The sequence below is a fragment of the Sphingomonas sp. IC-56 genome (genome assembly GCF_021043375.1).
GTDB lineage: Bacteria > Pseudomonadota > Alphaproteobacteria > Sphingomonadales > Sphingomonadaceae > Sphingomonas.
Window position 1 is genome coordinate 118,918 of the sequence record NZ_JAJNDV010000007.1, and the last position, 26,870, is coordinate 145,787.

A 26,870-nucleotide genomic window follows, 5' to 3' on the forward strand; every position below is an offset into this window, starting at 1 on the left:
CGGCTTCTCCTGGCTTGAGGACGCCTAACGGTTAGTCGATGATCTCGTTGCCTGCCACGCCGTCATCGCTGACATTGGCTTCGTAGCTGTTCTCGGCTGCGTCGAAGGCCGCGTCGGTTGCGGCATTGGCGGCGTTCACGTCGGCGACGGCTTCGCCCATGGTGTTGCTGTCGCCGGTCATGGTTTCATTGGCTTCGGCGGCTTCGTTCTGCGCCTTGTTGTTGCAGGCGGAAAGGGCGAGCAGGGCGAGGGCGGGGAAGAGGAGGGTGCGCATGCTGTATACCTTCTTGTCGACGCGGAAAACGGAGGTATCCGGCGTCAACAGCTGAGGCAACAGGGATGCTCGATTGACCTGATATAAAGATATCTTTATATCTCCATGTCCCATGACTTCGGCCCTTTCCATCTTCCGCGCGCTGGCGGATTCGACGCGGTTGCGCATCGTGGCGCTGCTGCGCGCGATGGAGCTGAGCGTCGGCGAACTGGCGCAGGTGCTGGGCCAGAGCCAGCCGCGCGTGTCGCGCCATGTGAAGATCCTGTGCGACGCGGGGCTTGCCGAGCGGCGCAAGGAAGGCAGCTGGGTGTTCGTCGCGCTGGGCGCGGACCACAAGGTGCAGCCGATCCTGGCGGCGTTCGACAGCTGGAACGAGAAGGATCACTGGACGATCGCGGATGAGGCCCGGCTGGCGGCGGTGCGCGCCGACCGGGCCGTCGCGGCGGCGGACTGGTTCGAGGCCAATGCCGGACAGTGGGACGCGATCCGATCGCTCCATGTCGCGGAAAGCCAGGTCGAGGCGGCGATGGCCAAGGCGCTGGGTGAGGGGCCGCTTGGCCAGCTGGTCGATATCGGTACGGGCACTGGGCGCATGCTGGAGCTGTTCGGGCCCAAGGCGCGGCAGGCGCTGGGCATCGACCGCTCGTCGGAAATGCTGCGGCTGGCGCGTGCCAAGCTGTCCGAGCAGGGGCTGGACAATGCCGAGCTGCGCCAGGCTGACCTGTATGCCCTGCCGCTGAGCGATGGCGGCGCCGACACCGCGATCCTCCACCATGTGCTGCACTTCGCACAGCAGCCCGGCGCCGCGATCGGCGAGGCCGGGCGCGTGCTGAGTGACGGCGGTCGGCTGCTGATCGTCGATTTCGCGCCCCACGAGCGCGAGGAACTGCGCACCCGCGACGCGCATGCGCGGCTGGGCTTTTCCGACGAGCAGGTGCTGGCGTGGTTCGAGGCGGCGGGGCTCGCGCCGGTGCTGGTCGAGACGCTGGAGGGTGGCGAGCTCACCGTGAAACTATGGCTGGGTCGCAAGACCGGCGAGAAAAAGAGGGAAGTGAAGGCGGCATGAGCAACGTGGATCCTTTGGCGCCGCCGCTGTTCGCCGATGTGGCGGGCGACATCGATGTGAGCTTCGAATTCTTCCCGCCCAAGAGCGAGAAGATGGAAGAAACGCTGTGGGAGTCGGTGCAGACGCTCTCGCCGCTCGGGCCGCGCTTCGTGAGCGTCACCTATGGCGCGGGCGGGACCACGCGCGAGCGCACCCACAACACGGTGGCGCGGATCGCGCGCGAGACGGCGATCCCTGCCGCCGCGCACCTCACCTGTGTCGAGGCGACCCGCGAGGAGATCGACCAGGTCGCGCAGGAATATTGGGCCGCGGGCGTGCGGCATATCGTCGCGCTGCGCGGGGATTCGCCGCGTGCGGGCGAGAAGTACCGCACCCACCCGGGCGGGTATGAGAATGCCGCCGATCTGGTGGCCGGCCTTCGCAAGCTACACCCATTCGAGATTTCGGTCGCGGCCTATCCCGAATGCCATCCGGATTCCGAGCATGCCCAGGCGGATCTGGACAATCTGAAGCGCAAGATCGACGCTGGCGCCAACCGGGCGATCACCCAGTTCTTCTTCGAGCCCGACACGTTTTTCCGCTTTCGCGACGATGCGATCAAGGCAGGGATCGATGCCGAGATCGTGCCGGGGATCATGCCGGTGATGAACTATGCCAGCGTGGTGCGGATGTCGGCGATGTGCGGCACCGCGGTTCCGGCATGGATGGAGACGCTGTTCGAGGGGTTGGACGAGCATCCCGCCGCGCGCCAGCTGGTGGCGGCGACGCTGACGGCCGAATTGTGCCGCAAGCTCTATGCCGGGGGTGTGCGGCAGTTTCACTTCTACACGCTCAACCGGGCGGAGCTTAGCTACGCGATTTGTCACTTGCTGGGGGTTCGGCCCCGGGCGGCGGCGGGATTGGTCGCGGCTTAGAAATCCTCCCTGGAACGGGGAGGGGGACCAAGGCGCGAAGCGGCTTGGTGGAGGGGGCTCTCCGCGAGCGAGCCCCTTGCGGCAACCCCCCTCCACCATGCTTCGCATGGTCCCCCTCCCCTTTCCGGGGAGGATTGAGAGAAGTGATATGACTGCACGCGAGAAACTGCTGGCTGAGGCCGCCAAGCGCATCCTGATCACCGACGGCGCCTTTGGGACCGAGATCCAGAACTGGAAGCTCGACGAGGCGGCCTATGCGGGCGATCTGGGCCTCACGCACGACCAGAAGGGCAATAACGACATCCTCGCGCTGACCATGCCTGAGGTGCCCGCGTCGATCCACCGCGCCTATTTCGAGGCCGGAGCGGACATTGCCGAGACCAACACCTTCTCGGCAAACCGGATCAGCCAGGCCGATTACGGCGCCGAGCATCTGGTGCGCGCGATCAATGTCGAGAGCGCGAAGCTGGCGCGGGGAATCGCCGACGAGTTCGAGGCCAGGGACGGGCGGCCGCGCTTCGTGGCGGGCGCATTGGGGCCGACCAACAAGACGCTGTCGCTGTCGCCCGACGTCAACGACCCTGGCTTTCGCGAGATCGACTTCGACCATCTGAAGGACGTGTACCGCGAGCAGATCGACGCGCTGGTCGAGGGCGGGGTGGACTTCATCCTGATCGAGACGGTGTTCGATACGCTCAATGCCAAGGCCGGGGTCATGGCGGCGATCGAGGCGGGCAATGACCTGGGCCGCGACTTGCCGATCATGCTGTCGATGACGCTGACCGACCTGTCCGGGCGCAACCTGTCGGGCCACACGGTCGAGGCGTTCTGGCACGCGGTGCGGCATGCCAAGCCGGTGACGATCGGGCTTAATTGTTCGTTCGGGGCCGAGCAGCTGCGGCCGCATGTGAAGACGCTCTCGGCGCTCTGCGACACGCTGATCATGGTGTATCCTAATGCCGGGCTGCCCAACGAGCTTGGCGCCTATGACGAGGCGCCGGCGACGACCGCCGGACTGGTCAAGGAATGGGCCGATGCGGGGCAGGTCAACGTTCTCGGCGGGTGCTGCGGGTCGACGCCGGCGCATATCGCGGCGATTGCGCAGGCGGTGAAGGACTTGGCCCCGCGGGCGATCCCCAAGCCGCCGGTGCAGACGCGGCTGGCCGGGCTGGAGCCGTTTACGATGGTGGCTTGAACCTCAAATCCTCCCCCGGAGGGGGAGGAGGACCAGCGAAGCTGGTGGAGGGGTAGTCTCCGCACGCTGGCCGGTTCGTTTGTTGCAACTACCCCTCCACCGCCTTTGGCGGTCCCCCTCCCCCTCCGGGGGAGGATCTAGAGAAGAGAAGCATGACCAACCTTTCCACCGGCTTCGTCAATATCGGCGAGCGCACCAACGTTACGGGCTCTGCGCGCTTCAAGAAGCTGATCATGAACGGCGACTATGCCGCGGCGGTGGAAGTCGCGTTGCAGCAGGTTGAGGCCGGCGCGCAGGTGCTCGACGTCAACATGGACGAGGGGCTGCTGGACGCGCACGAGGCGATGACCACCTTCCTCAAGCTGATCCAGGCCGAGCCCGATATCGCGCGCATTCCGGTGATGGTCGACAGCTCCAAGTGGGACGTCATCGAGGCGGGGCTGAAGTGCGTTTCGGGCAAGCCGATCGTCAATTCGATCAGCATGAAGGAAGGCGTCGACCAGTTCCTGGAGCATGCGCGCAAGTGCATGGCCTATGGCGCGGCGGTGGTGGTGATGGCGTTCGACGAGGTCGGGCAGGCCGACACCAAGGAGCGCAAGGTCGAGATCTGCGCGCGCGCATACGACCTGCTGGTCGGGATCGGCTTTCCGCCCGAGGACATCATCTTCGACCCCAATGTGTTCGCGGTGGCGACCGGGATCGAGGAGCATAATAACTACGGCGTCGACTTCATCGAGGCATGCCGCGAGATCAAGGCGCGCTGCCCGCACGTCCATATCTCGGGCGGTCTGTCGAACCTGAGCTTCTCGTTCCGCGGCAATGAGCCGGTCCGGAAAGCGATGCACTCGGTGTTCCTGTACCACGCGATCCCCGCGGGCATGGACATGGCGATCGTCAATGCCGGGCAGCTCGACGTCTATGACCAGATCGAGCCCGAGCTGCGCCAGGCCTGCGAGGATGTGATCCTCAATCGCGATCCCGAGGCCGGCGAGCGGCTGGTCGCGCTGGCCGAGAAGTTCCGCGGCACCGACGCGGTGGCGGAAAAGGCGGCGGCGGAATGGCGCAGCCTGCCGGTCACCAAGCGGCTGGAATATGCGCTGGTAAAGGGCATCGACGCGCATGTCGTCGACGATACCGAGGAATGCCGTCAGGCGTTCGCGCGGCCGATCGAAGTCATCGAAGGTCCGCTGATGGACGGTATGAACGTCGTCGGCGACCTGTTCGGATCGGGCAAGATGTTCCTGCCCCAGGTGGTGAAGTCCGCGCGCGTGATGAAGAAGGCAGTGGCGCACCTGCTGCCCTTTATCGAGGCCGCCAAGGAGCCCGGCGCCAAGGGCAAGGGCAAGGTGATCATGGCGACGGTGAAGGGCGATGTTCACGACATCGGCAAGAACATCGTCGGCGTGGTGTTGCAGTGCAACGGTTTCGACGTGGTCGATCTGGGCGTGATGGTGCCGTGGTCGAAGATCATCGAGGCGGCGAACGAGAACGACGCCGACATGATCGGGCTGTCGGGGCTGATCACGCCGTCGCTGGACGAGATGGTGACCGTGGCCGAGGAGATGCAGCGCGCGGCAATGACGATGCCGCTGCTGATCGGGGGCGCGACCACCAGCCGGGTGCATACCGCGCTCAAGATCGAGCCGATGTACAAGGGGCCGGTGGTCCATGTGCTCGACGCCAGCCGCGCGGTGGGCGTGGCGACGGCGCTCGTCTCCGACACGCAGCGCGACGATTATGTCGCCAAGGTTGCCGCGGAATATGAGCAGGTCCGCGTGGCGCGGGCGAGCAAGGGGCAGAGCGAGCTTCTGCCGCTCAGCGTTGCGCGTGCGAACGCGTTCAAGCCCGATATGGCGCTCAAGCCCGGCGCGCCGAAGCAGCCGGGCGTGCATGTGTTCGACGATTGGGACCTGAACGACCTGCGCCCCTATATCGACTGGACGCCGTTCTTCCGCGCCTGGGAACTGGCGGGCAACTATCCCGCGATCCTGAGCGATGCGGTGGTGGGCGAGAGCGCCACCAGCCTGTTCGCCGACGCGCAGAAGATGCTGGACCGGATCATCGCGGAGAAGTGGCTGACCGCACGCGGCGTGGCGGGGCTGTGGCCGTGCCACCGCAACGGCGACGACATCTGGGTGCAGACGCGCCATTCCGACGACCATCGCAGCCCCGATGGCGCGAGCGTGCCCGAGCATTTCCACGTGCCCGATCTCGACCGCACCAATGAAGCGAGCGTTCGCCTGCCCATGCTGCGCCAGCAGATCGCCAAGCGCGAGGGGCGGGCGAACATGTGCCTGGCCGACTTTATCGACAGCCATGGTGACTGGATGGGCGGCTTTGCCGTGTCGATCCATGGCATCGAGCCGCATCTGGAGCGCTTCAAGGCGGCGATCGACGATTATTCGGACATCCTCTTGAAGGCCCTGGCCGACCGTCTGGCCGAGGCCTTTGCCGAGCGGCTGCACCAGCATGTCCGGACCGACCTGTGGGGCTATGCCGCGGGCGAGCAGTTGGACAATGACGCGCTGATCCGCGAGCAATATCGTGGCATCCGCCCGGCGCCGGGCTATCCGGCCTGCCCCGAGCACAGCCTGAAGCCGATCCTGTTCGACATGCTGGACGCGCAGGCGAACACGGGCGCGGTGCTGACCGAGAGCTTTGCGATGCTGCCGACGGCGGCGGTGTCGGGCTTTTACTTTGGGCACCCGCAGGCGGAGTATTTCGGGGTGGCGCGGGTGGGGCGCGACCAGCTGGAGGACTATGCGGCGCGGCGGGGAGTGGGCGTGGAGCAGGCCGAGCGCTGGCTGCGGCCCAACCTGGACTGAGCGGGTGGCGCGGCGGCGGCGGGGCCGCTAACCGGAGGGGATGGAATCCTCACCCCTTCGCCTGCGGCTCGACGGCGCCGCGCTGGTGCACAATTGGAAGACCCTGGCGGCAATGAGCGGCACCGCTGCGTGCGGCGCGGCGGTGAAGGCCGATGGCTATGGGCTGGGCGCGCGCGAGGTGGTGCGGCGGCTGGCGGCGGCAGGGTGCCGGAACTTTTTCGTGGCGCATTGGAGTGAGGCGCGGGCGCTGGCGGACCTGGGCGTGCAGCTGTCGGTGCTGCATGGGGTGCGCGCAGAGGACATGGCCGACCGGCCTGACGGTGCGCGGCCGGTGTTGAACTCACCCGAACAGGTGCGGCGCTGGCGCGAGGCTGGCGGTGGCGTGTGCGACGTGATGGTCGACACCGGCATGAACCGGCTAGGCGTGTCGGTGGAAGACATTGCCGCGGGGCTGCTCGACGGTCTCGCGGTCGAGACGCTGATGAGCCACCTTGCCTGCGCCGACGAGGACAGCGTCTTGAACGAGCGCCAGCGCCAGCGGTTCGCCGCACTGCGCGGGCGGACGGGGGCGCCGCGGATGAGCCTGGCCAATTCGGCAGGAATCGCGCTTGGGTCGGACTACCACTTCGACCTGACCCGACCGGGGCTGGCGCTATATGGCGGCATTGCGCGCCGCGAGTTCGCCAACAGCATCCGGCAGGTTGTTCAGCCCGAGGCGCAGGTGTTGCAAAGGCGTACCGTCCGCGCGGGGGAGAGCGTGGGCTACAACGCCACCTTCACTGCGCCAACGGACATGGACGTGGCGATCCTCAACATCGGCTATGCCGACGGCTATCTGCGGTGCTTCTCAGGCAAGGGGCGGGCGTGGTTCGACGGCGTCGAGCTGCCGGTGCTTGGGCGGGTGTCGATGGACTTGGTCGCGGTGGGTGTGGATGCGGCGCCTACGCTGCGCGAAAGTGACTGGGCTGCACTAAACTATGCGCTGCCGGAGACCGCAGCGCTGAGCGGGCTGTCGCAATATGAGCTGCTCACCGGGCTGGGAGCTCGCTACCAGCCCGTTTGGTCGCACTGAACAAAAAAAGGGCCGCTCCCGAAGGAGCGGCCCGATGTTGAGCGGTGAAGTGCTTAGAACTTCGTGCTCAGGGTCACCTTATAACGGCGACCGATCTGATCGTAGTAATCAGCGAACCGATAGCCGAGATCGCCTGCCGTGGTCTGGTCGAGCAGGTTGCTCGCGGTCAGCTGGATTCGGAAGTTCTCGTTCGCATCGATTCCGAGCGCGAAGTCGATGTTGTTCGTCGTCGGATAGCGGCTGTACGGATACTGCTCGGTGGTGGCCGGCAGACCGCTCACGAAGATCCGGGTCGGCGACTGCCGGTTCCAGGTGATCTGACCGAACGCCCCTGCATGCTCGTAGCGGAGCGATGCCTGAGTTTCGAGCGACGGACGTCCGAAGGTACCTGCGCTGGACAGGGTATCGTCGAACTGACCCGAAGACGAGCTGTCATACTTGATCAGATAGTAGGCGCTGCCGTTCAGGATGAGTCGGTCGGAACCGATGTTCATCCGATACGATCCGGTGAAGTTGATCGCCTCGATCTTGATGCCGCCCAGGTTCAGGAAGCCTGCCTGGTAGCCATTGTTGATCTGGAAGGCCGCATCACGCGAGAACTGCGAGCAGGTGTTGACGCCCACTGCTGCCGACGGATCGGGGTAGGTGGTGCTGTCGTAGCAGGTCCGCAGCACGTCATTGATGCCAACCGGTACGATCGTATCGTCAAGGCGCAGGTTGAAGTAATCGGCCGTCAGAGTCAGCCCTTCGATCCAGCGCGGACGAAGTCCTACGCCGACGGTCCAGCTCGTGCCACGCTCTGGAACCAGCCCCGGCGAGCCGGAATAGGTGCCCTGCAGGCCGGTGCCGGCTGCCACGAAGTTCCGCAGGAACTCGTTGGCCGATGCTGCGTCGGTTGCATTGCCGTTGGCGATCACTGCCGCGACGCAGTTTGCACGACGAGTCGTTGCGAGTGCGCCGGAGTCGATGTTCGCCGGGCTGCAATAGTCGGTCGGAGTCGAGAAGACCGGCTGGCCACCGAGGAAGAGCTCCACGATCGAAGGCTGGCGGACCGACTTGGTGTAGTTGCCGCGGAAGCGGATGTCGCGCACCGGCTCCCAGCTGCCGCCCAGCGTGTAGATCGTGTTCCAGTCCCCGCTTGCCTCCGGGCTGACCAGATTACCGGCAAGCGTGCGATATTCGCCTGCTTGACCGCTCTGCTTGGAGACGCGGATGCCCGGGTTGAACTCGAGCTTGCCGAGAAAACCGAGGAAGTCATCGCCGGTGATCGGCACGACCAACTCGCCACCGAATTCATAGGTTTCGGTGAACGCATCGGTGTTTGCCGACGGTGCCGAACGCGAGCGCCCGAGCTGATTGAGCGAGTCGCTCATGAAGCTGAGGTGATCGCGGCGGTACTCGCCGTTCGCGTTTACCTGAAGCGTGCCAGCGGGTAGATCGAACAGTCCGCCGCCGACCGACGCCTGGATGAAGGTCTGCTCCGACATGTTCCGGAATTCGGAAATGTTCGTCACATAGGCCTTCGAGGCTTCAGACATCTGGTTGTAGCCGAACGGGTTCAGCGGACGGCAGCCGTTGATCATTTCCTGGGTGATCGTCGGCGTGACGAGCGTCTCCGTCGGGACACCGTCGGCACCAACCACGCGGGTGATGTTCTCGGAAATGCCGATCGGCGAACGGCCCAGATACTGGTTCGGGAAGAGCTGGGCGCGGCAGATGATGTTGCCATTGGCAGGCCCGCCGCGAGCGGCGCCCTCATCAACCGCGTCGAGCGCCAGCTGATACTCGACGTCGGCGATGCCAGCCGAGCGCGTGTTCTGCTTGGAGTTGCCATAGGTGGCGGAGAATTCCGCGTTCCACGACTTGCCGAACAGATTGAAATCGGCGCTCAGGCCGCCGAGAATCCGGTAGGTTTCCGAGCGCTGCGTGTATTGGTTCGCACCCAGAATGTCCTGGTTCTGGCGCGTAACCACGAAGTTGCCCTGGTTCGTTGCACCCGGCGCGATGCCGACGGAGCTCAGAACTGCGCGATCGGCGCTATCAAGGAACGGGTTGTCGTAGTTCAGCAGCAGCGGTGCATTTTCCTGCGTGTTGGTCAGGAAGTTCTGCGCGCCCGCGATGTTCCCCAGCGACCGGTTCAGGACCTTGGCATAGGTGTTCTCGGTGAAGAACTTGATGTTGTCGGTGATCTTGAAGCTGGCATTGCCGTTGAAGACATACCGGTCCTGCTGCGTGCGCAGCACCGTGTTTTCCAGGCTGCGGCGGAAGCCGCCATTGCCACCGCGCGCGGCACCGATCGTCAGCGGCGAATTGCCGCTGACCGGACCCGAGAAGGTGTACGGACGCAGCGAGCCGTCGTCGTTGAATTCAAGCGGGACCGCCACATAGGGCAGTACTTGGTTGACGGGAACGCGCACCGTGGTGCCGTTCACCTTCACATCCACCAGCGAGGTGTCGGTGTTGGCGATCCGCGGCACGTCGGGTGCGAAGGTGCCGATGAAGTAGTTCAGGTTCGTGTTGGGATTGGCGGCCAGGAATTCACGCGCGGTGAACCGGTTGGCCTGGAGCAGGTTGACTGCCAGCGTCGACTGTTGTGCCGCGGTTGCGCCCGCAGGAGCAGTGACACCGTAAGCCGCGAACACCTGCGCTGCAGTGACGCCCGTCGGAAGGGCAGTCGGCGCAAAGGTGGTGAAGGGCACGTTGGCGGCCGGCGTGGTACGCCCGTTCAGGCCATTGCCCGAAAGATTGCCGATGGCAGTGCCGTTGTTATACGCAAGCCCGACGCCGGGAGTGCCTTGGATGACCTGACCCGACGTAACCCAGTAGCCGTTGTTGTTCGTCCCGATGGTGGTGCGGCCGCCGGTGGCATTGGTCGCGTTGATCGCGAAGCCCACGGGCGCGAGACCGTTCCGGAACGTGATGTAATTGCTGGTCCGCAGCGTGGTGCCAGAACCCGAGGTGATCGGCGTGTAAGGCGTATAGAAGTTCGTGCTGTTGACGTTGAGCACCGTGCCCGGATTGCTCAGCGTCTGCGTGACGAGGCCGAGCCCGAACAGCGTGGAGGCCTGACCATCATCGGAGGCGCGCAGGAACGCACCGTTGTTCGCACCGTTGATGTCGATGATCGACGTGCCGGTGAAGTTCGGGTTGCGGACGCCGCCATTGAACGGGTTGTTATAGGTGCCGGGGCGAATATTGCGGAAATCGCGCGACACGGCTTGCAGACCGTCGTTGCGGCTATACTCGCCCGACAGCGTGATGTTCAGCCGGTCGTCCATGAAGTTCTTACCGGCGAGCAGGCTCAGCTGGTACTGGCCAGCATCGCCGCGCTCCGAAATGCCCGACACGGCACGTGCGCGCAGGCCCTCGAAATCGTCCAGCAGGATGTAGTTGACCACGCCCGCAACTGCGTCCGCGCCGTACGCTGCGGCGCCGCCAACGGTGACCACGTCGATCCTATCGATCAGCGAGGACGGGATGACGTTAACGTCTACCTGGCTTCCGGTCTCGTTGCCGGCGACGAACAGCGATCCGGCGTTGCCCGAAACGAAGCGGCGACCGTTGACCAGCGTCAGCGTGCGTGCCGTGCCGAGATCCAGGAGATCGACGAATGCAGCGCCCAGGCTGGCGGTCTGGCCGCCATTGTTGCCGTTCAGCGGGCTGGCGCCATTGCCTACCAGCGGAATGTCGTTCAGCGCCTCGAGCGCGTTGGTGAAGCCGCGCGTCTCAATCGACTGCGCTCCGACCTGCACGCCCGGGAGGATGCCCTCCGTTTCAGGGCGACGGATGCGCGAACCGGTAACAAGAACCTCGTTCGTACCCTCGTCCTGCGTGACGTCGTCATTGCCTTCGGCCGACGTCTGCTGATCCTGGTTGGCTTCGAGCGGCTCTGCCTGCGCGAAAGCGGCGTGCGGGAACAGGAACGCGGCGCTCGCAAGCGCGGTCGCTCCCATCAAGTGAGATAGTTTCATTATAATTGCCCCGGGGCGATATGCCCCCGAGCAATGAAAATGCTTAGCGCCTCCGGCGGCAAGCATGATTATGATATTGCCGGACTTTGTGGCCCGGTGTTGCACGAATGTTACAGTAGGGGTGCTATTGTTGCGCTTGCAGCAACCTTCCAGCAACATTCGTAAACCAGCTCATCTGCCGAGATGCCTCACCGTTCCACACACATCGCGATTCCCATGCCGCCGCCGATGCACAGAGTCGCGAGTCCCCGCTTCGCGTCGCGGCGTCCCATTTCGTGGAGCAGCGTAGTGAGCACCCGGGCGCCGCTGGCGCCGATCGGGTGACCGATGGCAATGGCGCCGCCGTTGACGTTGACCTTTTGCGCGTCCCAGCCGAGCTCCTTGCCGACGGCAAGTGCTTGAGCGGCAAAGGCTTCGTTGGCTTCGATGAGATCGAGGTCGGCGACTTGCCAGCCGGCCTTTTCCAGCGCGCGGCGGGTGGCGGGGACGGGGCCGATGCCCATGATGGAGGGGTCGACGCCCGCACTTGCCCAGCTGGCGATGCGTGCCAGGATCGGGGCGCCGCGGCGTTCGGCTTCGTCGCGGCGCATCACCACCAGCGCGGCTGCGCCGTCATTGATACCCGAGGCGTTGGCGGCGGTGACGGTGCCATCCTTTTTGAAGGCGGGACGCAGGCCGGCGATGCCCTCAACGGCCGCGCCGGCGCGGATATATTCGTCCTGGTCGACGATCGTGTCGCTCTTGCGGCCCTTGACCGTGACGGGGGCGATCTCGTCGGCGAAGCGGCCTTCGGCACGGGCGCGCTCGGCCAGGTTCTGCGAGCGGACGGCGAAGGCGTCCTGATCGTCGCGAGTGACCTGGAACTGCTCGGCCAGGTTCTCGGCGGTGATGCCCATGTGATAGCCGTTGAAGACGTCGGTCAGGCCGTCCTTGATCATGGTGTCGACCAGCGCGAGATCGCCCATCTTGGTACCTGGGCGGAGCGACTGGGCGTGGGTGCTCATCGACATGGATTCCTGGCCACCGGCGACGACGATGGTCGCGTCGCCCGTGGCGATCGCCTGATAGGCGAGCGCGACGGCGCGGAGGCCCGATCCGCAGACCTGCTGCACGCCCCAGGCGGGCACTTCCTTGGGGATGCCGGCGGCCATGGAGGCCTGGCGCGCGGGGTTCTGACCCTGCGCGGCGGTGAGCACCTGGCCGAGGATGACTTCGGAGACTTCCTCGCCCTTGACGTTCGCCTGGGCGAGCGCCGCTTGAATCGCGGCGCGGCCGAGCTCGTGCGCGGGGACGGTGGCGAAGGCGCCGAGGAAGCTGCCGACAGGCGTGCGCTTGGCGGCGGTGATGACGATGTCGGCGGGCGAGGTCATGGCGGGGTTCCTGCGGAAGGTCTGGTAGAGGGTTATCTAGAGGCCGGAAGCGCGGTTAGCCAGTCCGCCAGCGGCTGCCACAGCGCGGTGCGGCCGCGGCTGCCGACGACCATGCCGACATGGCCGAGCGCAGACTCGAACACTGTGCCGGCGCTCGGCGCGCTGGCGGCGGGGACGATGCGGTCGGTGGTGGAGACGAAGGCGAGGGTCGGGCAGCTGAGCGCGCGCGGATCGACGCTTCGGCCCTCTACTTGCCAGGCGCCGGTGCCGGGGAGGTCGGCGGTGAAGAAGTCGTCGAACAGCTGGCGGCCGGTGGCCCAGGTGAGCGGGGCGCCGCCATTGGCCCAGTCCTCCAGCACGACGAATGCGCGGGCAGCGGCGCTGGAGGGGGGCAGGCGGCCGAAGCGTTCGAACTTGGCCACGGTGCGCGCGGGGTCGAGCTGCCAGAAGCCGGCCTGGAGGACCTCCATTGGCATCAGCCCGAGCTGGCGGGAGGGGCGGCGGGCCTGCGCCCAGAGCGCGGCGGCGGACTGCGTCGCCTCGCCATAGGCGCGGAAGTGCCAGGGGGCGGCGATGGTGGCGAGCCCGGCGGTTTCGGTCACGCTGGCAGCGGCGATGGCGAGCGTGCCGCCCAGGCAATAGCCGACCAGCACCGGCGGGCGCGGAAGGCTGCGCAGCATCGGGAGCAGCAATCGCTCGACATGCGCGGTGACGTCCATGTCGCGCTCGGCGGGCGTGGGAGTGCCCCAGTCGACCAGCATCGGTCGCACGCCCTGGCGGCTGAGCCAGCGCAGCAGCGAGTTGCCGCGGGCGAGGTCGAGCACTTGCGGCGGATTGATCAGCGAGGGGACGAACACCACCGGCCGCCCGGTACCGCCATAGTCGCGCAGCCGGGCGCGGCCGCTGGCGGCGATGGCGGGTTTGGGCGGGCGCGGCGCGGGGCGTGGCGCGGTCTGATAGCGGCGAAGACCTGCCAGTGCCGCGGCGCGGCGCTCAGGCGATGCCGCGGTTTCGTCCCGCAATAGGGCGAGGAACAAGGGCAGCGGGCGCGGCCCGTGTTGCGGCGCAGAATGAAAGTCTGATAGGGTTGCTGCAATCACGCGAGAGGGTCCCCATGAAGAAGGCAGCACCTGGAAGCGGTCCGGTCATCATAAAGAAATACGCGAACCGGCGGCTCTACAATACCGAGACTTCGTCCTACATCACGCTCGAACATCTCGCCGCGATGACGCGCGAGGGTCGCGACTTCAAGGTGGTCGACGCGAAGACCGACGACGACATCACCCACAATGTGCTGACCCAGATCATCATGGAAGAGGAATCGCGCGGGCAGACGATGCTGCCGGTCAGCTTCCTGCGCCAGCTGATCTCGCTCTATGGCGATTCGATGCAGGCGATGGTGCCGGGCTATCTGGAGGCGTCGATGGACAGCTTCCGCCACAACCAGGAGCAATTCCGCACCGCAGTGGAAGGCGCGTTCGCCGGATCACCCTTCGCCGAGCTGGCCAAGCGCAACATGGCGATGTTCGAAGCCGCGGCGAGCGCGTTCAAGCCCGCGGGAACTGTGGCAGCGCCTGTGGCGAGCGAGACGGCTGCGGGGGGGGGCGACGATGTCGCTGCGCTGAAGGCGGAGCTGGCGCGGCTGCAGGAAAAGATCGAGAAGCTGGCGAGCTAGGGGTCAGATCGGCTGGCGTGCCTTGAAGCCGCCGAGCGAGGCGAGGATCTCCTCGGCGCTCAGCATCTTCTGCTCGATGACGCAGCGCAGCCCCAGGCCGTCAAAGCCCTGATAATCGGACGCGGTCGCGTAGGCGATGGTGGCCTCGGCGCGTGCCTCCGCCCCGCGCACGGCGCGGGCGGGCAGCGGGATCACTTCGCCAAAGCGCGACCCTGAAGAGTCCGCCACGATGCGCGCAGCCTCGTCGATGATCGAGATGCGGGTGCGCGCCCAGTCCTTTTCGCCGAGCAGCGTGCGGTCGGAGATGATCGCCGGGATGTGCCCCTCCCAATCGAACTCCAGGTAGAAGACGCCTGCTGGTACGCCCGAACTGCCGGAGCGCCGGATACCGGTTACGAAGACCAGCACGGCGCGGTGATCGGACCAGGGATTCTGCCAGACCGCATCGGTGTACCATTGTTCGCGCTGCGTGCTTCCCATGGCCTTCAGGAACTGGGATGCATTGGCCAGGTTGGTGGTGCGTACCCGCGCATTTTGATCCGAACAGAGAATGACGCGGCCTTGCGGGTCCGCGACGAACGCGTTGAGATAATAGGGCGATGTCGCGGTGAACAGCGCCAGGCGTGCCTGGGCCGCTGCCAGCTTTTCGGGTGTGGGGTCCAGAGTCGCGGCGACGATTTCGGCATCCGAGGCCAGGATGCGCAGGTCGATGCTGCGTCCATAAAGGTGCCGGGTGACGTTCTGGATCAACGCCTGGGCGAGCTCGACCAGCCGGGTCTCTTCGATTTCGTTGACCATTTCATCGGCAATGCCGGCGCCGAGTGCGAGGCGCTCGCGCACTTCCGAACGGAAATCATGGCTGGCACTGCGCGCCTGCTGCGCCAGCGCCTTCACTTCCTGCGCTACCACCGAAAAGCCCCGACCCGCCTCGCCCGATCGCGCCGCCTCGATGGCCGCGTTCAGCGCGAGCAGATTGGTGCGCGCAGCGATCTCTTCGCTGGTGTTGGCGTAGGTGTCGACTTCATCGCGAAGGACCGACAAAAGGGAGCGGATTCGGCGTGGCACGAATGATATTGGTAAAGCGCAATGGTTAAGGCTTCGTTGGTTTCTAAACCCGGTTACTGCGGCGCTGCATGCCTGCTTCGTACCGCGGCCACGCATGCACGCTGAGCTATGGGTCGGGGCCGCCGCAGCGATCGGCGTGGCCGTGGCCAGCGGAGTGGGTGAGCATCGCCGCCGGAACCGGCGTGACCTGGATCGCGTGGGGCTGGTGCCCTGGCCGTTGATCCAATTGCTGGCGATGCTGGCGGCGGTGATCTGCGCGAGCGTCGCGCTCAACCTGCGCTAGTTCTCAGTAGAAGCGGCGCAGCGTCAGGGTTCGCCTGCTGCCGTCGCACAGGCCCAGCCGAACAGTGGTGCCGGGTGCGCCGGCGCCCCAGTTGATCGCGGGGCCCAGCCGAGTCATGTCCGCGACTGCGACACCATCGACTTCGCAGATCGTCTCGCCATCGCGCCAGCCGGCCTGCGCCGCGGGCGAATTGCGCATCACATGGATCACGCGCAGCTGCGTGGCATCCTGATGCATCAGCAATCCGCTGGTGGAGCGGACGACCGGCGCATCGATCAGCTTGCCCGGTTGCAGCACCATGCGGCCGGCGCCCGGATCGAGCAGCACGCGAAACCGCAGCAGGAGCCCGCTGCCGATCCGTCCCGCGCTGCTGCTGACCGTGAGGAAGCCGCCGGGCCGTTCCAGGCGAATCTCCGTTTCGGGGACGGTGAGCGTGCCAAGCTGGACCGCAGAGGCCACTGCAGTCTCCGCTACGGTCGCGCCGCCCATGCCCCAGCCCAGCGTGCTGGTGACCTGGGCGCGCTTGAAGCCGATGGCGGCCCAACTCGCGTCGCCGATGGTCAGGCCGGACCCGTCGCCAGTGTCGACCACGACCGGGCGGATCCGCTGCCCGGCAACGGTCAATTCGGACCGGAACAGCCCGGTGCTGGCGCGCGACAGCGGCACGGTGGTGCCGGTGAACGGCATGCGCCCACTGGGCAACAGGCGGAAGCGGCGGGCGTCATAGTCGATGTCGAGCGCGCAGCAGGACAATATGTCGGCGCCCACGAACATGTCCGCGCCGAAGGGGAACAGCCCGTCGGCTCCCGAAATGCCGATGCGGCCGCCGGTGCGGGTCAGCCCGCCAAAGGTAATGGTGCCGCCGCGCGCCCAGCCAATCTCGACCGAGCCGCCGATGGCGGTCGCCTGTTCATGGCTGCGCGCCTTCAACCCGATACGGTCGGCGAATTGCGTGGTGACGAAGCTGTCCGTCACGCCGCTGTCGAGGATCGCCCGTGCCGGTTTGCCGTTCACTTGAATCGTGAAGCGGATCTGGTTGCCGTCGCTCATTTCGAACGGGACCCACCGCGCCTCCGCGTCCGGTGCCAGGGTAGTGCCCGCCTGGGGCTGGACGGCGATCAGGGCGGGCAGCAACAGCGTGGCGAACATCACGCCTATCTAAGGGCGCTCAGGCGCCGGCTTCAATGCTTTGCCGGTGCGGCGTCCGAGAAACTTACAGGCACGCCTCGAGCATCGCATGGTCGAAGCCATATTGCTTGGCCTTTTCCAGCGTATAAGGGCGCAAGCCCATCGAGCGGTATTCGCCGATGATCTTGCCCTCGGCGCTCTCGTCCAGATATTCGAACTTGAAGAGTTCCTGGGTGACGATCACCGGGCCTTCCATGCCGATCACTTCGGTGATGTTGGTGATGCGGCGCGAACCGTCGCGCAGGCGCTTCACCTGGATGATCAGGTCGACCGAGTCGGCGATCTGGCGCGAGATCGCTTCCTTGGGCACCTTGATGTCCGACATCATCACCATGTTCTCCATACGCGCCAGCGCCTCGCGCGGGGAGTTGGAGTGGAGCGTACACATCGATCCATCGTGGCCGGTGTTCATAGCCGAGAGCATGTCGAAGCACTCGGCGCCTCGGATTTCGCCCAGGATGATGCGGTCGGGACGCATACGCAGCGCGTTCTTCACCAAGTCGCGGATCGAGATCTCGCCCTGGCCCTCCAGATTGGGCGGGCGGGTTTCGAGCGGCAGCCAGTGCGGCTGTTGCAGCCGAAGCTCGGCCGCGTCCTCGATCGTCAGCACGCGCTCGCCCGGGTCGATCATCTTCGACAGCGCATTGAGCATCGTCGTCTTGCCCGAGCCGGTACCGCCCGAAATGACGATGTTGAAGCGGCTGGCGCCGGCGATCTTCAGCATCGTCGCCATCTTCTCGGACATGGAGCCGCCCTTGGCCATCATGTCGAGCGTGATCGGCTTGGCCGAGAACTTACGGATCGAGATGGCCGTGCCCTTGAGGCTCAACGGCGGCACGATGACGTTGACGCGGCTGCCGTCCTTGAGGCGGGCGTCGGCCAGCGGCGTGGTCTGATCGACGCGGCGGCCTACCGAGTTGCAGATGCGCTGGGCGATCTGGAACAGATGCTCCTCGTCGCGGAACTGGATATTGGCGAGCTCTAGCTTGCCCTTGCGTTCGACGAAGGTCTGCTCGGGACCGTTGACCATGATGTCGGAAATCGCCGGGTCGGCGAGCAGCTCTTCGAGGGGCCCAAGCCCGAGCAGCTCGTCGACCAGCACCTTTTCCAGCGCGAACTGCTCGCGGCGGTTGAGGGTCAGCTTCAGCTCGGCGAGCACTTCGCCGATGATCGGGCGGAATTCCTCGGCCAGCTCGTCCTTGCTGAGCGTGGCCGCGGCTTCGGGATCGACGCGCTCCAGCAGGCGCGGCAGCACCTGCTCCTTGATGCGATGGATCGAGGCTTCGAAGCCTTCGACGCGCGAATTGCCGGCTTCCCCCGACGCGGCCTGGCGGTCGGCGAGCCGCTGCATCGCGTCGCTGCTGGCGGCGCTTGGCCCCAGGGGGTCGCGCTGTTCGAGCGGGTCAGGGAAGGCGCTGGCGCCGGGCAGGGGAACGGTGTTGAGCGGCGGAAACTGCTCGCCGCCCACCGGCATGGGATCATTGGGCCGGGGCGCCGGGCCCCCGCCCTGCATCGGCCGGGCGACTCCAAAGGCAGGCCGGCCGCCCCCGGGTCCACCCATTCCACTGCGTCGACCGAATGCGCTCATTGCTAACTCTTATGTTCCGGACTGGCCGAAGAGGTAGCGCGCAAGGATTTAGATTTGCCTAACCAAGGCGTTGCGCCCGGGCGGGGGCGGCAGCGCGTCGTTAATCAGCGCGCTCGGCCAGCACCGTCAGGCCGCGGTCGTTTACTTCGGCGAAGCCGCCTTCGATGCGGATGATTTCGGGCGTGGTGGCGCCGGTGCGGTAGATTTCGAGATTGCCGTCGCGGACCGTCGACATGAACGGGGCATGCCCCTCCAGCACGCCGAAGTCGCCTTCGGTGCCGGGGACGACGACCATGTGAACGTCTTCGGAGCGGACGAGGCGTTCGGGGGTGACGAGTTCGAAGTGCAGCATTTGATTAAACTCCACCCCTCCCTTCCAGGGAGGGGCAAGGGGTGGGTCTAGCGGTGGCGGGGGCTCGATGCCCCCGACGTCGCTCTTTGGGGGCTAGCGCGGGAGGCTCGCTTCGCTCGCCACCCACCCCCAACCCCTCCCTTGAAAGGGAGGGGCGAATTAAGTTTACGCTTCGCCGGCCATCTTCTGGGCCTTGGCGACAGCCTGGTCGATGCCGCCGACCATGTAGAAGGCGGCTTCGGGCAGGTGGTCGTATTCGCCGTTCACCACTGCCTTGAACGACTTGATGGTGTCTTCGATCTGCACGAACGCGCCGGGGATGCCGGTGAACACTTCGGCGACGTGGAACGGCTGGCTGAGGAAGCGCTGGATCTTGCGGGCGCGCGAGACGGTCAGCTTATCTTCTTCGCTCAGCTCGTCCATGCCGAGGATGGCAATGATGTCCTGCAGCGACTTGTACTTCTGCAGGATCGCCTGAACGGCGCGGGCGGTCTCGTAATGCTCCTGCCCGACGATCCGCGGCTCGAGCACGCGGCTGGTCGAGTCCAGCGGATCCACGGCCGGGTAGATGCCGAGCTCGGAGATCGCGCGGTTGAGAACCGTGGTCGCGTCCAAGTGGGCGAACGAGGTTGCCGGCGCCGGATCGGTAAGATCGTCGGCGGGAACGTACACGGCCTGGACCGAGGTGATCGAGCCCTTGTTGGTCGAGGTGATGCGCTCCTGCAGCGCGCCCATGTCGGTCGACAGCGTCGGCTGATAGCCCACGGCGGAGGGAATACGGCCGAGCAGTGCCGACACTTCTGCGCCCGCCTGAGTGAAGCGGAAGATGTTATCGACGAAGAAGAGCACGTCCTGGCCTTCCTGGTCGCGGAAATATTCCGCGATGGTCAGGCCCGAGAGCGCGACGCGGGCGCGGGCGCCGGGCGGCTCGTTCATCTGGCCATAAACCAGCGCGACCTTCGAGCCCTCGGAGATGGCGTTGCCATCGGCGTCCTTGGCGATGACGCCGGCGTCGAGGAACTCGTGGTAGAGATCGTTGCCCTCGCGGGTGCGCTCACCCACGCCTGCGAACACCGAGGTGCCGCCATGGCCCTTTGCGATGTTGTTGATCAGCTCCTGGATGAGCACGGTCTTGCCGACGCCCGCGCCGCCGAACAGGCCGATCTTGCCGCCCTTTGCGTAGGGGGCGAGCAGGTCGATGACCTTGATGCCGGTGACCAGGATCGCGCTCTCGGTCGACTGGTCGACGAACTCAGGCGCCTTGGCATGGATCGGCGCGCGCAGATCGGTCTGCACCGGGCCACGCTCGTCAATCGGCTCGCCGACGACGTTGAGGATGCGGCCGAGCGTCGCCGGGCCGACGGGCACGCGGATCTGCGAGCCGGTGTCGGTCACGGTCTGACCGCGGGTCAGGCCATCGGTCGAGTCCATCGCGATCGTGCGGACGGTGTTCTCACCCAGATGCTGGGCGACTTCGAGCACCAGGCGGGTGCCGTTATTGTCGGTCTCCAGCGCCGACAGGATCGCCGGCAGGGTGTTCTCGAAGTGCACGTCGACGACGGCGCCGATCACCTGGGCGATCTTGCCGACATTGTTCGTGGTACCCGGGCGGGTAAGTTCAGCGGCGGTTGCCATCGTCTGCTTCCTTGCTTCTGATCGGTTCTTAGAGCGCTTCCGCGCCCGAAATGATTTCCACCAGCTCGGTGGTGATCGCGGCCTGACGGGCGCGGTTATACTGGATCGACAGCCGCTTGATCAGGTCGCCGGCATTGCGTGTCGCATTGTCCATCGCCGTCATCTTCGAACCCTGCTCGGACGCGGCGTTCTCACGGATCGCACGGTACAGTTGGATGGCGATGTTGCGCGGCAGCAGGTCGGCGAGGATCTCTTCCTCACCGGGCTCATACTCGACAACCGCGGACCCGGCCGGCTCAGCGGCCGCGGTGGGGATAGCCACCGGGATGATCTGCTGCTCCGTCGGATCCTGAGTCAGCACCGACTTGAAGTGCGAATAGAAGAGCGTCGCAACGTCGAACTCGCCCGCCTGGTAGCGCGCGATGATGTCGTCGGCATAGGCGCGGGCTTCGGCGAAGCCCAGCTTGCCCAGATCGCCCGGCTCGACCGAGTGGACGATGTTCTCGCGGAACTGACGCGCCAGCACGGCGCGCCCCTTGCGGCCGATCGTGTAGATCTTGACCGTCTTGCCCTGCGCGATGAGCTCCTGCGCGCGGCGGCGTGCGAGGCGGGCGATGTTGGTGTTGAACGCGCCGGCCAGGCCCTTGTCGGACGTGGCGACGACGAGCAGGTGCACCTGGTCCTTGCCGGTGCCCGCGAGCAGCGGGGAGCTGCCCGGGCCGCTTGCCACCTTGGCGGCCAAGCTCGACACGACCGACTCCAGCCGCTCGGCATAGGGACGGCCGGCCTCGGCCGCTTCCTGCGCGCGGCGCAGCTTGGCGGCGGCGACCATCTTCATCGCCTTGGTGATCTTCTGGGTCGACTTCACCGACCCGATCCGGATTTTCAGCGCCTTGAGGGTGGCCATTTCATTCCCTTATTCGTCACCCCGGCCTTGAGCCGGGGTCCCGCTACCTTGATCCCGCACAAGAAGCGGGACCCCGGGCCAAGCCCGGGGTGACGAGGTAGTTATGCGAAGGTCTTGCCGAACGCAGTCAGCGCTTCCTTCAGCTTGTCGCGGACATCATCCTTGAGGTCCTTGCTGTCGCGGATCGCGCCGAGGAGGTCGGCATGGCTGTTCCGCATTTCGGTCAGCATCGCCTGCTCGTAGCGGGTCACGTCCTGCACCGGCACGGCGTCGATGAAGCCCTGCGTACCTGCGAAGATCGACACGGTCTGCTCTTCGAACGGCAGCGGCGAGAACTGGGGCTGCTTGAGCAGCTCGGTCAGGCGCGCGCCGCGGTTGAGCAGCTTCTGCGTCGATGCGTCGAGGTCCGAACCGAACTGGGCGAACGCCGCCATCTCGCGATACTGCGCCAGCTCGAGCTTGATCGAGCCCGACACCTTCTTCATCGCCTTGGTCTGTGCGGCCGAGCCCACGCGGCTCACCGACAGGCCGACGTTGATCGCCGGCCGGATGCCCGCGAAGAACAGGTCGGTTTCAAGGAAGATCTGGCCGTCGGTGATCGAAATCACGTTGGTCGGAATATAGGCCGACACGTCGCCTGCCTGGGTTTCGATGATCGGCAGGGCGGTCAGCGAGCCGCCGCCATTGGCGTCCGACATCTTCGCCGCACGCTCCAGCAGACGGCTATGCAGATAGAACACGTCGCCGGGATAGGCTTCGCGGCCCGGCGGGCGGCGCAGCAGCAGCGACATCTGACGATAGGCGACGGCCTGCTTCGACAGATCGTCGAACACGATCAGCGCGTGCATGCCATTGTCGCGGAAATACTCGCCCATCGCGGTGCCCGTGTAGGGCGCCAGGAACTGCAGCGGAGCGGGCTCCGAAGCGGTGGCGGCGACGACGATGGAATATTCCATCGCGCCATTTTCCTCGAGCGTCTTGACCAGTTGCGCGACGGTGGAGCGCTTCTGGCCGATCGCGACATAGACGCAATAGAGCTTCTTGCTCTCGTCCGTGCCGGCGTTCACGCCCTTCTGGTTGATGAAAGCGTCGATCGCGACGGCGGACTTGCCGGTCTGGCGATCGCCGATGATCAGCTCGCGCTGGCCACGGCCAACGGGAACCAGCGCGTCGATGGCCTTGAGGCCCGACTGCATCGGCTCGCTGACCGACTGGCGCGGGATGATGCCCGGAGCCTTTACTTCGACGCGGCTGCGCTTCTCGGCGACGATCGGGCCCTTGCCGTCGATCGGGTTGCCAAGGCCGTCCACGACGCGGCCGAGCAGGCCCTTGCCGACGGGAACGTCCACGATGGTGCCGGTGCGCTTGACGACGTCGCCTTCCTTGATCTCGGCGTCCGAGCCAAAGATCACGACGCCGACATTGTCGGCCTCGAGGTTGAGCGCCATGCCCTGCACGCCATTGGCGAATTCGACCATCTCACCGGCCTGGACATTGTCGAGGCCATAGATGCGGGCGATGCCGTCACCGACGCTCAGCACCTGGCCGGTTTCGGAGATCTGGGCTTCGGTGCCGAAGCTGGAGATCTGGTCCTTGATGACCTTCGAGATTTCTGCGGCGCGGATATCCATGGTTAGCCTTTCATCGCGTGCGCGAGGGAGTTCAGTCGGGTCTTGATCGACGAATCGATCATCTGGCTGCCGATCTTCACGACTAGGCCGCCAAGGAGCGAGGGATCGACCGACAGGTCGACGGTAACGTCACGGCCAAGCCGCGTGCGCAGCTGCTGCTTGAGCGCATCGACCTGACCGACGTCGAGCGGATGGGCCGAGACCACTTCGGCAGTGGTTTCGCCGCGATGCTGCGCCGCAAGCTGGCGGAACGCGCGGATCATCGCGGGCAGTTCCTTCAGGCGCCGGTTCTGCGCGAGCACGCCCAGGAAATTGGTGGTGGTCGCGTCGAGCTGCAGCGCACCGGCCGTTGCGGCAACGGCGCGCGCGGCTTCGGGCCGAGTTACCACCGGGCTGTTCACCAGCAGGCGGAACTCGGGCGAGTCGGTGAGCGCCTGACGCACGGCCGCAAGGCTCGCCTCCACCTGAGGCAGGGTGTTCGCATCGCGTGCGATCTCAAACAGGGCGGTCGCATAACGTCCGCTTAGGCTGGCCTGGATACCGCCGGAATTCTCCACGCGATTCGGTTCCTCTTGGAGGTTCGGGTTGTCGTCCCATGCACAAAAAGCGGGGGCGCCGGAAGCGTCCCCGATGGGTCGCCGCGCGGTTAGCATCGGTGTCACGGGGATGCAACCTGAGTCACGGTTGATTAAGGGTTGCCCGGTCCAGCCGGTGCCGAAAATCTTGCCCGAAAGGGCGAGGGGGACCTGGCCATGAGCGTGCGCTCGCGGCCAGATCCCCCTTCGTCACGCTTGCGCGTGCTGCCTTCGCTTAGTGCAAGGACAGATGGCTTGGCTTAGCGTCCGCGGCCACCCTGGGTGCGGTTGCCGCCACCCGGCGCGCCGGCCGGCTTGGCGCTGAACTTGCGCTTGGGCCGGGCATAGTTGCGCGGACGCTCGCCGCCAGCGCCGGCCTCTCCCTGCGGTGCGTCGAAACGGCGCGGCCGGGCGTCGCCCGAACCTTCCTGGCGCCGCTGCGGCTGGCCGGAACGACCGCCGCCACGCTGCATGTCGCGGCCGCGCTGGCCGTTCTGCTGGTCGCGGCTGGGCGCGATGTTGATGCGCGAGCTGCTGATCTTGGCGGCTTCGGCCAGGAAATTCTCCGGCAGCGTCACCACCGTCAGCTTCTGACGTGTCAGCCGCTCGATGTCGCGCAGGTACGGACGCTCATCCTCGGCGCAATAGCTGATCGCCAGACCCGTTGCGCCGGCGCGCGCGGTGCGGCCGATGCGGTGGACATACTGCTCGGGCACGTTGGGCAGTTCGAAGTTGAACACATGGCTGACGCCCGACACGTCGATGCCGCGCGCGGCGATGTCGGTGGCGACCAGGATCTTGACCTTGCCCGAACGGAACTCGCCCAGCGCACGCTCACGCTGCGGCTGGCTCTTGTTGCCGTGGATCGCGTTGGACGCGATGCCGTTGCCGGCGAGCAGGCGGACGACGCGGTCGGCGCCATGCTTGGTACGGGTGAACACCAGCGCGCGGTCGATGCTTTCGTCGCGCAGTGCCATGGTGAGCAGCGCCTGCTTCTCGCCCTGGGTGACATGCGTCACCTGCTGCTCGACGCGCTCGGCGGTGGTCGCGACCGGGGTCACCTTCACTTCCACCGGATCCTTGATGAACTGGCCGGCCAGTTCGCGGATCGTCTTGGGCATGGTTGCCGAGAAGAACAGCGTCTGACGCTTCGAAGGCAGCTCGCGGACGATGCGCTTCAATGCGTGGATGAAGCCCAGGTCCATCATCTGGTCGGCTTCGTCGAGCACCAGGATCTCGATGCCGAGCAGGATGGCATAATGCTGGTCGATCAGGTCGACCAGACGGCCCGGGGTGGCGACGACGATGTCGACGCCGCGTGCCAGGTCGGTCTTGTTCTTGTGCACCGACGTGCCGCCGAACAGCGTGCAGACCGACAGCTTGGTGCCCTTGGAATACAGGCGCGCCTGGTCGGCGATCTGGCTGGCCAGCTCGCGGGTCGGGGCGAGCACCAGCATGCGGCAGCCGCGCGGCTGGGGACGCTTGTTGCTGGCGATCAGCCGGTCGATTGAGGGCAGCATGAACGCCGCGGTCTTGCCGGTGCCGGTCTGGGCGATGCCGAGCAGGTCGCGCCCTTCGAGCAGCGACGGGATCGACTGTGCCTGGATCGGCGTCGCTTCGGTATAGCCCTTGGTGGCGAGCGCAGCGAGAATGGTCTCGGAAAGACCAAGTTGATTGAATTGCATTGGGAAACCTTGCGAAAACGGCCAGCGGCCCGGACAAAGTCCAGGCGCGAAGGCGGGGTCAAAAATGACGACCCGCGTGACTAGGGAAGCCGCTAAATCAACCGAGGCAGAGCCGGGACGTAGCCATGGGCCATCATCCGATCACGCTGCTAAATGCCTCGATGGTCGGCGATATGGTGGAAATGCCGTTATAAGTCAAGGCGGACCCGGATGCGCGTCCAGCCGTTTCGCTGGCGATGGCCGTCACCGATATCGCAGCGCGCACCTATAACCATAACTGGCGGCTGGACCCGATCGTCCGCAGCCTGCTCGACACCGACTTCTACAAGCTGTTGATGTTGCAGATGATTCGTCATCTGTACAGCGACGTGCAGGTCACGTTCCAGCTGATCAACCGCAGCAAGTCGGTGCGGCTGGCTGATGACATCGACGAAGCCGAGCTGCGCGCGCAACTCGACCATGCCCGCACCGTGCGCTTTTCCAAGAAGGAGCTGATCTGGCTGGCGGGCAACAGCTTCTACGGACAGCAACGGATGTTCGCGCCCGACTTCATCGACTGGCTGAGCCGCTTCCAGCTGCCGGAATATGAGCTGCGCGCGATCGATGGGCAGTATGAGCTGCGCTTCGAGGGGCCTTGGACCCACACGACCATCTGGGAAATCCCGGCGCTCACCATCGTCAACGAACTGCGCGCCCGTTCCGCTATGCGCGACCGCGGCCGCTTTGCGCTCGATGTGCTCTATGCCCGCGCCAAGGCCAAGCTTTGGGAAAAGGTGGAACGGCTGCAGGAACTGCCCGACCTCGTCCTCTCCGACTTCGGCACGCGGCGGCGGCACGGCTTCCTTTGGCAGCGCTGGTGCGTGGAGGCGCTGAAGGAAGGGCTTGGCAGCCGCTTCATCGGCACGTCCAACGTGCTGCTGGCAATGGACAACGACCTGGAGGCGATCGGCACCAATGCGCACGAACTGCCAATGGTGCTCGGCGCGCTCGCGCCCGACGACGCCGCCCTGAAGCGTGCGCCCTATCAGGTGCTCGAACAGTGGCAGCGCCATTATGGCGGCAACTTGCTGATCGTGCTGCCTGATGCGTTCGGTACCGCCGCGTTCCTGCGCGACGCCCCGGACTGGGTGGCGGACTGGACCGGGTTCCGCCCCGACAGCGCGCCGCCGATCGAAGGGGGTGAGGCGATCATCGACTGGTGGCGCGCGAAGGGCCGCGATCCGCGGCAGAAGCTGCTGATCTTTTCCGACGGCATGGACATCGATTCGATCGAGCGCGTGTACCGCCACTTTCATGGCCGGGTGCGGATGAGCTTTGGCTGGGGCACCAACCTCACTAACGATTTCCGCGGCTGCGATCCGCAGGATGCCGCCGGCCTGAAGCCGATCTCGCTGGTGGCCAAGGTGGTGGAGGCCAATGGCCGCCCGGCGGTGAAGCTGTCCGACAACCCGGACAAGGCGACGGGCAAGCCCGAAGAAGTCGCGCGCTATCTGCGCGTGTTCGGGGACGATGGCCGCACGCGGAGCGCGGTTTCCGTCTGACACTTTACGCCACTTTAACTCCACTTAGCCGAAGCCTCGACTCCTTACTGGGAGTTGA

The 26,870-nt window shown here is 65.7% G+C and carries 21 protein-coding genes; 8 read left to right on the top strand and 13 right to left on the bottom strand.

Annotated elements, in window-relative coordinates; translation table 11 throughout:
• Positions 1–31 precede the first annotated feature (31 nt).
• Positions 32–274, bottom strand: coding sequence for a hypothetical protein (locus LQ953_RS11280; protein ID WP_231030998.1), 243 nt, complete (start codon positions 272–274; stop codon positions 32–34).
• A gap of 112 nt (positions 275–386) precedes the next feature.
• Here LQ953_RS11280 and LQ953_RS11285 point away from each other — a divergent pair, with 112 nt between their 5' ends.
• The 5 genes from LQ953_RS11285 to LQ953_RS11305 all read left to right on the top strand — a co-directional run bounded on the left by LQ953_RS11285 (position 387) and on the right by LQ953_RS11305 (position 7,346).
• Positions 387–1,340: an ArsR/SmtB family transcription factor gene (locus LQ953_RS11285; RefSeq protein WP_231030999.1), complete on the top strand. Its 954-nt coding sequence runs from the start codon at positions 387–389 to the stop codon at positions 1,338–1,340.
• Positions 1,337–2,254, top strand: coding sequence for a methylenetetrahydrofolate reductase (gene metF, locus LQ953_RS11290; protein WP_231031000.1), 918 nt, complete (start codon positions 1,337–1,339; stop codon positions 2,252–2,254). The genes LQ953_RS11285 and metF overlap by 4 nt, the downstream gene beginning before the upstream one ends.
• Positions 2,255–2,402: 148 nt before the next feature.
• A complete protein-coding gene (locus tag LQ953_RS11295) occupies positions 2,403–3,449 on the top strand; it encodes a homocysteine S-methyltransferase family protein (RefSeq protein WP_231031001.1) in 1,047 nt (348 codons plus the stop codon).
• Between the two features lie 152 nt (positions 3,450–3,601).
• Positions 3,602–6,274, top strand: coding sequence for a methionine synthase (gene metH / locus LQ953_RS11300; protein ID WP_231031002.1), 2,673 nt, complete (start codon positions 3,602–3,604; stop codon positions 6,272–6,274).
• Positions 6,275–6,314: 40 nt separating this feature from the next.
• On the top strand, positions 6,315–7,346 hold the full coding sequence (locus LQ953_RS11305; protein ID WP_231031003.1) for an alanine racemase: 1,032 nt from the start codon (positions 6,315–6,317) through the stop codon (positions 7,344–7,346).
• 53 nt (positions 7,347–7,399) lie between these two features.
• Here LQ953_RS11305 and LQ953_RS11310 read toward each other — a convergent pair whose 3' ends face one another.
• The 3 genes from LQ953_RS11310 to LQ953_RS11320 all read right to left on the bottom strand — a co-directional run bounded on the left by LQ953_RS11310 (position 7,400) and on the right by LQ953_RS11320 (position 13,730).
• Positions 7,400–11,317, bottom strand: coding sequence for a TonB-dependent receptor domain-containing protein (locus LQ953_RS11310; RefSeq protein ID WP_231031004.1), 3,918 nt, complete (start codon positions 11,315–11,317; stop codon positions 7,400–7,402).
• Positions 11,318–11,505: 188 nt separating this feature from the next.
• On the bottom strand, positions 11,506–12,687 hold the full coding sequence (locus tag LQ953_RS11315) for an acetyl-CoA C-acetyltransferase (protein WP_231031005.1): 1,182 nt from the start codon (positions 12,685–12,687) through the stop codon (positions 11,506–11,508).
• Between the two features lie 32 nt (positions 12,688–12,719).
• On the bottom strand, positions 12,720–13,730 hold the full coding sequence (locus LQ953_RS11320; RefSeq protein WP_231031059.1) for an alpha/beta fold hydrolase: 1,011 nt from the start codon (positions 13,728–13,730) through the stop codon (positions 12,720–12,722).
• Positions 13,731–13,801: 71 nt separating this feature from the next.
• Between LQ953_RS11320 and phaR the strand changes: the two genes are divergently transcribed.
• A complete protein-coding gene (gene phaR, locus LQ953_RS11325) occupies positions 13,802–14,362 on the top strand; it encodes a polyhydroxyalkanoate synthesis repressor PhaR (RefSeq protein WP_231031006.1) in 561 nt (186 codons plus the stop codon).
• Between the two features lie 3 nt (positions 14,363–14,365).
• Here the strand turns inward: phaR and LQ953_RS16370 are convergent, their stop codons facing one another.
• Positions 14,366–15,403, bottom strand: a complete 1,038-nt coding sequence (locus LQ953_RS16370; protein WP_330999420.1) for a methyl-accepting chemotaxis protein — start codon at positions 15,401–15,403, stop codon at positions 14,366–14,368.
• Positions 15,404–15,521: 118 nt separating this feature from the next.
• Between LQ953_RS16370 and LQ953_RS11335 the strand changes: the two genes are divergently transcribed.
• On the top strand, positions 15,522–15,710 hold the full coding sequence (locus LQ953_RS11335; protein WP_231031007.1) for a hypothetical protein: 189 nt from the start codon (positions 15,522–15,524) through the stop codon (positions 15,708–15,710).
• Positions 15,711–15,713: 3 nt separating this feature from the next.
• Here the strand turns inward: LQ953_RS11335 and LQ953_RS11340 are convergent, their stop codons facing one another.
• The 8 genes from LQ953_RS11340 to LQ953_RS11375 all read right to left on the bottom strand — a co-directional run bounded on the left by LQ953_RS11340 (position 15,714) and on the right by LQ953_RS11375 (position 25,271).
• The gene (locus tag LQ953_RS11340) at positions 15,714–16,859 is read right to left on the bottom strand and encodes an aspartyl protease family protein (RefSeq protein WP_231031008.1); all 1,146 of its coding nucleotides are present in this window, start codon (positions 16,857–16,859) and stop codon (positions 15,714–15,716) included.
• Positions 16,860–16,923: 64 nt separating this feature from the next.
• Positions 16,924–18,486, bottom strand: coding sequence for a CpaF family protein (locus tag LQ953_RS11345; RefSeq protein ID WP_231031009.1), 1,563 nt, complete (start codon positions 18,484–18,486; stop codon positions 16,924–16,926).
• A 100-nt stretch (positions 18,487–18,586) separates the two neighbouring features.
• Positions 18,587–18,838 (bottom strand): ATP synthase F1 subunit epsilon, encoded by a 252-nt coding sequence (locus LQ953_RS11350; protein WP_231031010.1) that lies wholly within the window; start codon positions 18,836–18,838, stop codon positions 18,587–18,589.
• A gap of 165 nt (positions 18,839–19,003) precedes the next feature.
• Complete coding sequence (gene atpD / locus LQ953_RS11355; protein WP_231031011.1) at positions 19,004–20,473, bottom strand: F0F1 ATP synthase subunit beta; 1,470 nt, start codon at positions 20,471–20,473, stop codon at positions 19,004–19,006.
• Positions 20,474–20,501: 28 nt separating this feature from the next.
• Positions 20,502–21,380: a F0F1 ATP synthase subunit gamma gene (locus LQ953_RS11360; RefSeq protein WP_231031012.1), complete on the bottom strand. Its 879-nt coding sequence runs from the start codon at positions 21,378–21,380 to the stop codon at positions 20,502–20,504.
• Positions 21,381–21,481: 101 nt separating this feature from the next.
• On the bottom strand, positions 21,482–23,011 hold the full coding sequence (gene atpA, locus LQ953_RS11365) for a F0F1 ATP synthase subunit alpha (protein WP_231031013.1): 1,530 nt from the start codon (positions 23,009–23,011) through the stop codon (positions 21,482–21,484).
• 2 nt (positions 23,012–23,013) lie between these two features.
• Positions 23,014–23,568, bottom strand: coding sequence for a F0F1 ATP synthase subunit delta (locus tag LQ953_RS11370; RefSeq protein WP_231031014.1), 555 nt, complete (start codon positions 23,566–23,568; stop codon positions 23,014–23,016).
• Positions 23,569–23,846: 278 nt separating this feature from the next.
• A complete protein-coding gene (locus tag LQ953_RS11375; RefSeq protein ID WP_231031015.1) occupies positions 23,847–25,271 on the bottom strand; it encodes a DEAD/DEAH box helicase in 1,425 nt (474 codons plus the stop codon).
• 236 nt (positions 25,272–25,507) lie between these two features.
• Here LQ953_RS11375 and pncB point away from each other — a divergent pair, with 236 nt between their 5' ends.
• Entirely contained in the window at positions 25,508–26,812 is a 1,305-nt protein-coding gene (gene pncB / locus LQ953_RS11380; RefSeq protein WP_231031016.1) for a nicotinate phosphoribosyltransferase, read from the top strand.
• Positions 26,813–26,870 lie beyond the last annotated feature (58 nt).